The organism is Polynucleobacter sp. JS-JIR-II-b4 (assembly GCF_018687815.1).
Lineage (GTDB): Bacteria > Pseudomonadota > Gammaproteobacteria > Burkholderiales > Burkholderiaceae > Polynucleobacter.
On the sequence record NZ_CP061306.1, the window covers coordinates 695859 to 707530 of the forward strand.

Annotated in this window: 9 protein-coding genes; 3 read left to right on the forward strand and 6 right to left on the reverse strand. The window is 46.6% G+C overall.

The window, feature by feature from the left end:
- From ICV90_RS03600 to trxA, 4 genes are all read right to left on the reverse strand, one after another.
- The gene (locus tag ICV90_RS03600; protein WP_215359785.1) at window positions 1-1719 is read right to left on the reverse strand and encodes a glycosyltransferase family 39 protein; all 1719 of its coding nucleotides are present in this window, start codon (window positions 1717-1719) and stop codon (window positions 1-3) included.
- Between the two features lie 89 nt (window positions 1720-1808).
- Window positions 1809-2156 (reverse strand): type B 50S ribosomal protein L31, encoded by a 348-nt coding sequence (locus ICV90_RS03605; RefSeq protein ID WP_072582141.1) that lies wholly within the window; start codon window positions 2154-2156, stop codon window positions 1809-1811.
- Window positions 2157-2312: 156 nt separating this feature from the next.
- Window positions 2313-3575, reverse strand: coding sequence for a transcription termination factor Rho (rho, locus tag ICV90_RS03610; RefSeq protein WP_011903147.1), 1263 nt, complete (start codon window positions 3573-3575; stop codon window positions 2313-2315).
- A gap of 248 nt (window positions 3576-3823) precedes the next feature.
- Window positions 3824-4150: a thioredoxin TrxA gene (trxA, locus tag ICV90_RS03615; protein WP_062309025.1), complete on the reverse strand. Its 327-nt coding sequence runs from the start codon at window positions 4148-4150 to the stop codon at window positions 3824-3826.
- Window positions 4151-4260: 110 nt separating this feature from the next.
- On the opposite strand from trxA, the gene ICV90_RS03620 reads away from it, so the two are divergent.
- Window positions 4261-7227, forward strand: a complete 2967-nt coding sequence (locus ICV90_RS03620; RefSeq protein WP_215359787.1) for a PD-(D/E)XK nuclease family protein — start codon at window positions 4261-4263, stop codon at window positions 7225-7227.
- A complete protein-coding gene (locus ICV90_RS03625; RefSeq protein ID WP_251367787.1) occupies window positions 7224-10757 on the forward strand; it encodes an exodeoxyribonuclease V subunit beta in 3534 nt (1177 codons plus the stop codon). Before ICV90_RS03620 ends, ICV90_RS03625 begins: the two co-directional genes overlap by 4 nt.
- Window positions 10758-10761: 4 nt before the next feature.
- Here the strand turns inward: ICV90_RS03625 and ICV90_RS03630 are convergent, their stop codons facing one another.
- A complete protein-coding gene (locus ICV90_RS03630) occupies window positions 10762-11109 on the reverse strand; it encodes a BrnA antitoxin family protein (RefSeq protein ID WP_215359789.1) in 348 nt (115 codons plus the stop codon).
- Complete coding sequence (locus tag ICV90_RS03635) at window positions 11090-11362, reverse strand: BrnT family toxin (protein WP_215359791.1); 273 nt, start codon at window positions 11360-11362, stop codon at window positions 11090-11092. Before ICV90_RS03635 ends, ICV90_RS03630 begins: the two co-directional genes overlap by 20 nt.
- A gap of 95 nt (window positions 11363-11457) precedes the next feature.
- Here ICV90_RS03635 and ICV90_RS03640 point away from each other — a divergent pair, with 95 nt between their 5' ends.
- The gene (locus ICV90_RS03640; RefSeq protein ID WP_215359793.1) at window positions 11458-11604 is read left to right on the forward strand and encodes a hypothetical protein; all 147 of its coding nucleotides are present in this window, start codon (window positions 11458-11460) and stop codon (window positions 11602-11604) included.
- The last annotated feature ends 68 nt before the right edge of the window (window positions 11605-11672 follow it).

The window sequence follows — 11672 nt, forward strand, 5'->3', positions numbered from 1 at the left end:
TTATTCCGGGATAACTTCGTAGAGACGTAGGCGTTCATCGCGGTCAGCAGCACGACGATCTTCCCAAAGCAGTGTGAGCTTTTTATTATTCAGTTGCGCGTACGCCTTTGCTTCGGATTGGCTGTGGGTCAGCATCCATGGGCAATTAGGATCATCTCGCAAATTGAGCTTGGAGAAATATTCAAAAGAGGCGAGCTGTGCAGGCCCTAGATTGCTAGTGTCTATGCAGCCACCACCAGCGGGGATCACTTGGGCCAATCGCGCAGAAACCTGACGATAGGTTTTAGCGTAGTTAATCGTTGGCAGCCATAAAGACATCAGTAGTACCCACATTAAAGTGGTGCCGGATGCTGAGATGATGAGGCAGCGCCAGATTTCTTTCGGGGCCCGAGAAGTTCTCCAACGCACTACCGCAAGCCATAAGCCTGTAATAGCAAGTGCAACAATAAATGCCAAGACATTAAATTGTCCCGTAAATCCAGGAAGTAGGCGTGCGATATTGGCAGCTGTAGATTCTGGATAGCCAGTCACTTTGGCGAGCCAAATAATCCAAATGGCCAGCGCGATCAGCGTAAAGCTAAACATTGCAAACCAGTCAATAAAGCTAATGACGCTTCGCTTGAGAACGGGCAGACTAAATGCGGCAATAATCGAAAGACTTGGAATTAAGATCATTAAGTCATGTTCGTTAGCTTCGAGGCGGAACAAAACATAAATTAAGCTACCGATGAATAAGCTCAGAGGAATGCAAAGATGGGGCGCGCGCCATGTGCCTGATTCTTTAATGCGACCCCAGTGCGCAAGGGAAACGATTGCGAGCGGCCAGACAGGCCAAGCGTAAGCCCAGAAGTTCACACTCAAGAAACCCAGTGATTCAATTGATGGAGTAGCGCGCATTTCCGGTACATTGCGCCAGCCCTCTTCAGCGATGTGACGCCATTGCACTGGCAGATCAGCTAGATACCAAATCAGAGGCCAAATCGCAAAACCGATCAAACCTAAAACGGTACTAGTCAGCGTCCAGCGAAAGCGCAACTTCGCATTGCTAGCAATGACCGCAATGATGGTGGAGGTAACAATGATTAAGCTGAGTGTGAGATTGCTTGATAGGGCGACGATGGCAATACCAAGGCCAGTCCAGAAACCACCTTGCCAAGGTTTATCTAAGCCGCGCACTGTGCCATATAGCACGATGCTAATACCCATGAGCTGCGCCATCATTGGTGTTGTTTCATGAGCGCGTTGCGCTAGACCTACGCATGCCAAGAAAATGAGTAGCGCACCATCAGCCAAGGTCATGCCGTAGCTCTTTAAATCAGGCTGACCACCAACGGCCAATGCCATCGGCTGAACTTCACGACGACGACCTAATAAATAGGTGGCATACCAAATTGCTAGTGCAGCAGAGAAGAAGCAGATGGCGGCGTATAAGCGTGCAGCATTAGCGGCGCCAATGAATGGACCAAACCACTCAATGAGTGTGGCGCCCATCCAATAAGGTAAGGGTGCGCCTAGAGAGATGTCGCGTCCAGCTAAGTGAGGAACTATCCAGTCTAAGGAGTTACCGCGAAAGAGTGTCCACATGCCACCAAACCCAATGGCATCCTCATTCTTCCAGGGATCCCTAAAGAAGAGACCGGCGAAACCATAAACTAAGGTCAGCGCAAAAATAATAATGCGCGGAATTGATTTAGTGGCGGCGGCAGTAAGTTTGACCATGGGTGAAGTTCAAAATAAAAAAGGCAGCAAACGCTGCCTTGATTATCTCGCAGAGCAGGTATTTAACATACCCCGCGAATAGAAGTGGTTTAAGCCTTCTTCTTAGCTGGCTTTTCAGCAGCTTTAGCTTCTGCAGCAGCAGCTTTTTTCTCAGCTGTTTTAGCAGCGCCATCACCGGTAGCTTTAGCAACAGCTTTAGTACCGAATTTCTGACGGAATTTCTCAACACGACCAGCGGTATCCATAATTTTCTGGGTACCAGTGTAGAAAGGGTGTGATTCAGATGAAGTCTCGATCTTGGCTAATGGATATTCATTGCCATCTTCCCACTTGATTGTCTCTCTAGTAGACATAGTGGAGCGAGTCTTGAAGCTGAAGTTATTGGAAACGTCTACAAAGACGATTTCACGATATTCGGGGTGAATGCCAGGTTTCATGTTGAGTCCTATGAGCGGGGAGCCGTTTGAGCCAAATTGGCTGAAATACTTTCCCAGGTTTTAAAAGCGGTAAAGGCGAAATTATGCCATGAAATCAACAACAAAGCGCTGTTTAGGTGTCCAAAAAGGGCTGAAACAGCCCTCTAGACCCCTAAATTAGCCTCCGCGACGCATTAAGTCGAAGAATTCACCATTATTTTTGGTCGATTTGAGCTTATCTACGATGAAGTTCATCGCCTCGATATCGTCCATATCGGCCAGCAATTTACGCAATACCCAGATCTTCTGGAGGTTCTCAGCTTTAACCAAGAGCTCCTCACGGCGGGTGCCAGACTTATTGAGGTTAATCGATGGGTAAACACGACGCTCAGCCAAACGACGCTCAAGGTGAACTTCCATATTGCCGGTGCCTTTGAACTCCTCATAGATGAGGTCATCCATACGGCTACCAGTTTCAATCAGAGCGGTTGCGATGATCGTCAGTGAGCCACCTTCTTCAATATTACGGGCTGCACCAAAGAAACGTTTTGGACGTTGCAATGCATTGGCATCCACACCACCAGAGAGTACTTTGCCTGATGAAGGAACAACAGTGTTGTATGCGCGTGCAAGACGAGTAATCGAATCAAGCAAGATGATCACATCTTTACCCATCTCAACCAAGCGCTTGGCTTTTTCAATCACCATCTCGGCAACTTGAACGTGACGTACTGCTGGCTCATCAAAGGTAGAGGCAACGACTTCACCGCGAACGGAGCGTTGCATCTCAGTTACTTCTTCAGGGCGCTCGTCAACGAGCAAAACGATCAAGATAGCTTCGGGATTATTGGCGGCAATCGCGTGAGCAATGTGCTGCATCATCACAGTCTTACCGGATTTTGGTGAGGCCACGATCAAGCCACGTTGGCCGTAACCAATCGGGGAGATCATGTCGATGATGCGGCCAGTAAGGTTCTCTTCGGCCTTGATATCACGCTCTAAGCTGATCACGCGATTCGGGTGTAACGGCGTTAAGTTCTCGAACATGATGCGGTTCTTGAGGGCTTCAGGAGCCAAACCGTTGATCTTGTCTACCTTTACCAAGGCAAAGTAACGCTCACCATCTTTAGGTGTGCGTACTTCACCTTCAACGCTGTCACCAGTGTGTAAGTTAAAACGACGGATCTGTGCAGGAGAGATATAAATATCATCAGGAGAAGCCATGTAAGAGGCTTCAGGAGAGCGCAAGAAACCAAAGCCATCAGGCAGCACTTCCAAAGTGCCATCGCCGAAAACAGTTTCGCCAGCTTTCGCACGTTTTTTTAGAATGGCAAACATTAATTCTTGTTTGCGCATCCGTTGTGTATTTTCAATCTCCAAGCTAGCTGCCATTTCAAGCAGAGCGGATACGTGGAGGACTTTGAGTTCAGTTAATTGCATGTGGTTCTCGGGTGTTGATGAATTTGAATTTGGGAATTTGTTTTGGGGTATCGCTGCGCAGATTTAGATCACGCAGATGTGGAAAAACAGAATTTTGGAATTTGCTAAAAGAAGGGGGAGGTAAATTGCTGAAAATCGGAGCACTGATTAGTGCGTTTGAGTAATACTACACCAAAAAATGCGTCTGACAAGCGTTTAAAGCGGTAAAAGCCACAGGCTCAGCTGGTGAACCTGTGGTCTGAGACTATTTACAGATGACTATCAATAAATGCAGTCAACTGGGATTTGGCCAAAGCGCCTACTTTTTGAGCAGCCACGGTGCCATTTTTGAAGAGGATTAGGGTAGGAATGCCGCGAATATTGAACTGGGCAGGAACGCCTTGGTTCTCATCCACGTTCATTTTTGCGATCTGTATCTTGTCGCCATACTCGCCAGCGAGCTCTTCCAGGATCGGACCAATCATTTTGCAAGGACCGCACCACTCAGCCCAGAAGTCGAGCAGAACAGGTTTATCGGACTTGAGGACGTCTTGTTCGAAAGAGGCGTCAGTTACATATTTAATGCCGGCACTCATGAAAATTCCTTATTTAGACTTATTTAGCGAGTTATTTAATTATGTCGTTACAACGCTTATATTAGCAATAAGCGGAACGTTCTGCTCAAAATAGATAAATTACCCAATTAATGTCCCAGCCTTTCCCAGTTCTTTCTGACCAAAAGCAAGTGCAACAATGGGCAATTACGCCCAATGCTGGTGCGCTTACCCAATTGGCAAAAGGCATCTGGGATTGTGCAGTGCAAACCAATCAGCGCCCCCTAGTGGTTCTGAGTACTGCGGGACCCTTAATCGGGGTTAGGGCAGCTCTTGAATTAAACCGACCCAAAGATCTTCGAGGCAACATCGCATTCTTACCTCAAGTCATCAGCTTTACAGATTGGCTGGAAGCTGCGCCAGGCGCATGGAAATTTCCAAAGAAGCAAAGTGATTTAGAGAGATGGTTGGGGGTATATGCCACTTTGCGCAAACACAAAGATCTGCAGTCATGGTTTAAAGCCGAAACAGAATCTGGTGCGTGGGGTCTAGCGCAGGCAATCGTTGAAGCATGTGACACCTTATCAACTGCAGTGAGTCCACAACTGCAAAAACAAATTCATGAATTCATTCAAAATAATCGGAATGAGAAAAGTACTCTCGGCGAGATCTGTCTGAGTCGGGCGCAGGATTTACTCGACAGTACTGTTGCTAAAGTCTACTCAGGAATGGCACGTAAGGTTGTTGATCAAGAGACTAAGGTCTTGCTCACATTTTGGCGCTACACCGCGAGTGTGAGCGATCCAGCATTTCGTGATCATTTTGCAATGGCGGCTCATCTCGAGGCTGCTAAGAATGCAAATCCCGCAAGACCTCTAATATGGGTAGAGACTGCTGATCCGACTCCCATCGATCAAGAGATCATCGGAACTCTGCTGGCCGAGTATGCCCAATATGCCCCTGTGGTAGAGGCAAGGATGAGCTGGAGTGATGTGGGCTTATGGGCAGAGACAATTGGTATTAGTGATGCGCAGGCAGAGGCGCTCAGGAATGTTAAGCAAGCCCATAGCAAGGGTTGGCGGCTGATTGCAGCTAAACGCTTCGAGGAGCTGGCGTGGGCTGCTGCCAAAACAATAGAGCAACATCTGATTGATGGAAAAACTCAGTTGGCACTGGTTGCGCAAGATCGCTTGGTGGCCAGAAGGGTGCGTGCCCTGCTTTCAAGATTAGGCCCAGCACTCAACATTCGAGACGAAACTGGTTGGAAGTTATCCACTACGCGTGCCGCAGCTGCACTCAATAGTTGGTTAGAACTCATTAAAGTGCCAAAAGATGGGCCTAGTGCAAAAGCCTTGCTTGAGTTTTTACAGAATCCTTTTTTAGATCTTGGAAAGATTTTGAATCGAGATGCAGAGGTCTGCATCGGACTCATTGCAGAGCTTGAAGATATCCTGGTAGGCAGTAAGGCAGAGTCTGGTTGGAAAACCTTTCACCTAGCTATAGAGGGCGCGCAAGAGAACGCAGTAAAAACATCTAGCGCATTACCTAGTGCTGCATTATTTGAGTTATTACAGTTTGTCAGAGAGCGCCATCATGAGTGGTTAACACTCAAGTTTGATTGCAGTAAAGCGTACGCTCACCTGCAGGCCAATCTCCAGGCGACTGGCATGGTTCAAAGCCTTGAGAAAGATTCGGCTGGTAAGCAATTACTAGATGTCCTCAAGACATTCGATTTAAGTAAGACGCAGTATCAGGAGGCGCCTATTCGCCTGAGCGAGTGGCTCAGTTTGCTTAAAACCGTCATTGAGGGTGCTAGTTATCAAGAGGCTGGCAAAGAGGCTAAAGCGACGCTGAGTATTTTGCCGCTGAGTTCTACGCGTATGCGTAACTTCGAAGCGGTAGTGGTAGTGGGTTGCGATGAACAACAGTTACCAGCGTATTCCGAGGCACCATTATTTTTTTCAGATGCACTAAATCAACTATTAAAGACCTCGACGATAGCAATGCAGTTTGTACAGCAGGCCAGGGATCTCTCACAACTTCTGGTGTCATGCACCAATGTCGATTTACTCTGGCAAAGTAAAAGCAATAATGGTGAGCCGCTGAGACCTTCCGCTTGGATACAGCGTTTGCAAAATCAAATTGAGTGGGAAGCGAAAACAACTCAATTAAGCAAGCGCGCTTTTGAAGCTGCACCTATGAAGATGGCGGTTGCGCATTTTGAAGAAGATCTACCCATGCCGCTATCGATGAGTCCCAGCGCCTATAAGGCTCTGCGGGATTGCCCATATCGATATTACGTCCGCAGCCTGCTAGGCTTGCGTAAGAATAAAGAGTTTGATGAGGGCTTTGACGCTTCGTTAGCAGGACAGACATTGCATAAACTGCTCAAGCGTTTTTACCAGGCACTCAAAACCCAAGAGCATACCAATCCCGCTCTAAAAACCAATTCAGATCAAAGACGTGCTTGGATGGAACAAGTCTTAAGCGTTTATTCAGAGCAAGAGTTTGCTTCTTTGATTGAGGGTGATGCAAGAGTGATGGGTGCGTTAAGGGATTGGCAAAAACAAATTCCTAGTTTTGTAGATTGGCAGTTGCAACGTGAGTTAGCAGGTTGGCAATATTTCGATGGCGAAGTCAAAGTTGGCTTTGATTTGCCATTTAAAGATGTAGATGGCAATCCCAAGATCATTCGTATTGAAGGTTATGCCGATCGTTACGACGTCAATGTAGATAACAACAAGTTTGCCTCAGTGATCGACTATAAAAATCAACGTTTTGAGAGAGTCAAAGTAAGGGCTGAGCATATTCTGGATGATCCACAGCTATTGATCTACGCTCAGGCTGCCAATGAGGGTCAAGAAAGCCATAAGCTGAGTGGACATCAGGTACAGCAAGCCGAATGGGTGGCCTTGAAGGCGGATATCTCTAAAGGCGAGCAAAAAGCGCTGCGCAGCCAAGAGGTAGTTGATATGCCAGAAATGATGCAACAGTTTTCTGAGCAAATTACAGAAGATGTAGAGCAGCTTTGGGCTAAAAAGCCCATGCAAGCATTTGCTCCAGATGGGGTGTGCCAATACTGCGAAGCAAGAGGCATTTGCAGGAAGGGGATTTGGTGAGCGATCAGATTAACGCGTTGCCAGAGAAGCAGCCTTATTCAGAGAGGCTTGCTTGTGATCCACAGCGTTCGGTCGTTGTGTCGGCTTGCGCAGGCAGTGGCAAGACTTGGTTATTGGTGGCCCGGATGGTGCGGCTGTTGCTCGATGATGTGAAGCCACAAGAGATACTCGCACTCACGTTTACACGCAAAGCGGCGCAAGAAATGCGTGACCGCCTATATGGATTGCTCGAACAATTTTCAAAAAGTGATGATGTCTCTTTGATGAAAGAGCTAACCACTCGGGGTATAGAAAAAGAGCAGACTGAAAAATACCTGCCCAAGGCTAAAGCACTTTATGAACAGGTGCTGGCAAACCCACAACCAATTGTGATTGATACCTTTCATGGTTGGTTTGGCAGGTTGCTGGGCGCAGCTCCAGTATCAATGGGCATTCAGCCAGGGTTTAAGTTGCGTGAAGATGCTAAGCGACTGCAAGAGGAGTGTCTTGATGATTGGTGGGGTGATCTCACTCCAGAATTGAAAGCGCATTACGACGTTTTGCTGAATCATTTGGGCTCACATGAAACCCAAAAACTCTTAATGGGTAAAAGTAGTCTCTTTAAACAAAGAGGTGCATGGACTTTTTTTGCAAAGCAATGCGAGCAAGCGGGTATCACCCCAATAGGGCATCTAAAGCAATCCCTAAATAAACTGAATTTACCTAATCCATTGCTAGCTCAGTGGAATGCGCCTAATGCGCTGGCAGACTTACAGTTTTTAGCACGCTGTTTTGAGAATAGCAGCGTAAAAGATAGTGATCTTCTGAAATACTTGCTTCCCGCAATTGCCTGTAAAGAGAATTCTGGCGACGTGTCTGAGGTCGCAGTTAATTTTCAAACTACCTTCTTAACCAAGGAGCCAAAATACCGTAGCAATAACGACAAGGCTTTAGGTGAAGCGAAGAAATATCTTGAGAAGATGGGTGAGGCTCATCGTATTGATGAGCACATCGCCATTAAGCAAAATTGGGGCCATGCTTTTGAGGAATATCTGCTATGGCAAGCAGAGCGGGATATCTTTGCAATCAATGAAGCCTGGTTTGCTCTAAATCAATCCATGATGGCGCACGCCAACGCTCAAAAAGAAAATATGCGCGTGCGTGATTTCGATGACCTAGAGCTTGGTGTCAGTTTGCTGATGGGCGATGCCGCTAATGCTGCCTACCTTCAATCTCGCTTGGATGCTAAATACAAGCAAATATTGGTTGATGAGTTTCAGGATACCAATCCGCTGCAATGGCAAATTCTGCGAGCTTGGTTGGCGGGTTATAGCGAGGGTGATGAGAGACCAAAAGTCTTTATTGTGGGTGATCCCAAACAGTCGATTTATCGCTTCCGTCGCGCTGATCCGAGGTTATTTGTAAGTGCAGCCCAGTTTTTGCATCAACACCATGCTGCCGCTTACATTGAACAGGATAAAACGCGCCGTAATGCAGGTGAAATCAATAAAGCAGTAAATGCAATCTTTCAGGGTGAGCAAGTTCCCCCCGATTACCCATACTCAGAACAGCAAACGCTTTGGACTGCTCCTGTTGAGGACAAGCCCACCGACGTTTATGCTCAACAAGGCGAGATTTATTTACTACCGCTGATTCCTTATGTGGAACAGACTCAAGAGTTGCGAGAAGGTAGCGCTTTTGATGGTGCCATTGCGGATTCAAGTGAAACTGTTGGAGTGATTCAGCGTCAGCATGAGGGTGAGTTAGTAGCGCGTCTCATTCAAGAAGTGATTGCAACCCGAAAAGTTGCCGATAAAGAGGGTGGCAATGAAATATGGCGAGACGCCAGAGCAAGTGATTTTTTATTACTCGTCAAGCGGCGTAAATATCTACCCCAATACGAAAGGGCTTTGCGTGATGTGAAGCTTGCCTATGAGAGTCCTCGCCTAGGCGGTCTACTCAATACTCTTGAGATAGACGACCTGATTGCTTTGCTGACTGTACTAGTAACCCCTCGCCATGACTTGCCATTGGCGCAGGTGCTCAGAACCCCGATTTTTGGTTTTACAGAAAAACAAATGCAGCAATTGGCAGTGGCGATGACTTCTGGCCATTACCGCTCCTGGTGGGATGCATTGCAAGACAGTAGGGATGCCAAGCTACAAGTGGCTGCGCGTTACTTAAAGCATTGGCATCTTTTAGGTGAGCGCTTGCCAGTGCATGACCTGCTTGATCGTATTTACCAAGAGGGAGATGTGCGCCTGAAATACGCTGCGGTCTGTCAGGACCTCGATCGACCTCAGGTCTTGGCAAATTTAGATGCATTCTTAGAGGTGGCACTCAATCAAGATGGAGGTCAGTACCCAAGCTTGAGTCGCTTTATTCAGGAAATGAACATTAAGCGCCGCGGGGACGATGATGAAACTCCCGATGAAGGTGATGTAGATGCGGCAAGTGATGAGAACTTGGCTGATGTGAATGAAGAGAGTGAGATGTCAGAAGAGGATCGTCATAAGCGTGTGCGCTTGATGACTATTCATGGTGCCAAGGGCTTGGAATCACCTTTTGTCATCATTCTCGATGCAAACAATACCGATACTAATGTGGATTACAGCGGAGTATTGATAGACTGGTCTCCGCAAGAAGAGGGGCCATCACATCTATCGTTGTTTACGTCTAAAACATTGACTAGCCCTCGCGCTGAGATCAATGAGGCTGAGAAACAAATTGGTGAAAAAGAAAACTGGAACTTGCTTTATGTTGCAATGACCCGTGCACGCCAGGGTTTATGGATTGGTGGTGATGCTCAAAAACCAACTGCCAATAATCCTAGCGGCTTAGATAAAGCCTCTTGGTATGGCAAGGCGAGCAATGCAGGGTTGACTGTATATCAGGTCAACCACCAGGTTGCAGCTACAGAAGAGGCTGAGGCTATAAAACCTAGTCAAGAAAACGTGGTCGAGGATTTTGTCTTGGACTGGAATCCCGCACAAGAAAGTCATATGCAAATGCTGTCTGATATTGAAAGCGGCGTCACAGTTGAAGTATTTGCGGGCGAGGGCGAGTGGGTAGAAGAGCTCGATCCAGAAATCTTAGAAGACGGCACGAACCTCCATAAGTTACTTGAGTTCCTTACTCCAGACTCCAGTAATCAAATAAAGCCACCCATGCCAAGCGAGCAAGAGCTGATGAATTGGCTAGGGGTAGATGAGGAGCATGCAAAAACGCTGATCGCTCGCACAAAAACAGTACTAGAGGCTCCCGAACTTAAGCGCTATCTTGCCTCGCGTGAATGGCTACAAGCGTGGAATGAACTAGATATCTCTAGCAAGGATGGCAAGAGCTATCGCATGGATCGCTTGGTGGAGTTTGGCGACCATTTGGCCATCATCGATTACAAGCTCACTATCCCAGAGCTGGGTAGCGAGAAATATGAAAAGTACCGCAAGCAGTTACAGGGCTACCAGGCTGAGTTAACCCGAATTAGAAAAGACAAGCCAAACAAGGCTTACTTGATTTCGTCCAAGGGTGAGATAGTCGAAGTAAGGTAAATCCTTAAGCTGCAGCCTTGAATTTGTTGGTCATTAAAGCGCCTTTGCTCAACTTCTTTTCAACAGTAGATATTGATTTGGATTCTCTTTTCACTTCACCAAGCACTTGATTGATAAAAGTTTGCCAGCCTTCCCCCTTGGATTTATAAAAATCTAAAGTTTCCTTATCAATTCTTAGGGTAACCTGCTCTTTAGCTCCACTGCCTAAGGGTCTCCCTCTGCCCCGAACCGCTCGGTGTTTAATTTCATTCCACTCTTCTTCTGTGATGGGCAGGTTGTCAGGATCGGATAGGGCTGCCTTGGTAATTGCAGCATCCTCTTTGGCACTCGGTCTAATTAGTTTTTTCTTCATAAAAATTTACCTCACGGGCGTTTGCTTTTCTTAGGCTAATAATTCTGATTACTATTTTTGATTCAACATAAACCACGCAATACACGCGTTGATTATTTGGAATCAGGGCAATGCGCCTTTCTTCACCATAATCTTTTCTTTGGTCGACCCAGCTATAGGCGGCATTCCAATCAAGTAGCTTTGCATCTGAAAGGGGTAGGCCATGTTTTGAAAGGTTTGAATCATTTTTTGCCGAATCATAAGTGAATTTCATCGGAAATATTGTAGTTACGTTAAATCATAACATCAATGAATTAATATAACTACAAAAATTATGGGAATTCCAATAAAGGAGTGGTTAGGAAGGGCATGAAGCACTATCATTGGAATATGGAACGTTTCCCCTTCATTCTCGAGCTAGTAGAAGTTGCGCAGCCCTGGTTCTTCCGAGCCAGTGTTTACCTATCCAATGCTTTTCTGGATGATCCCGCAATTTTGGCATTTGCTTTTTGCTAAAACAGAAAGCAAGCAGCCAATAAAAAACCACCGAACATGCGGTGGTTTTTTATTTAAGGAAGTTAAAG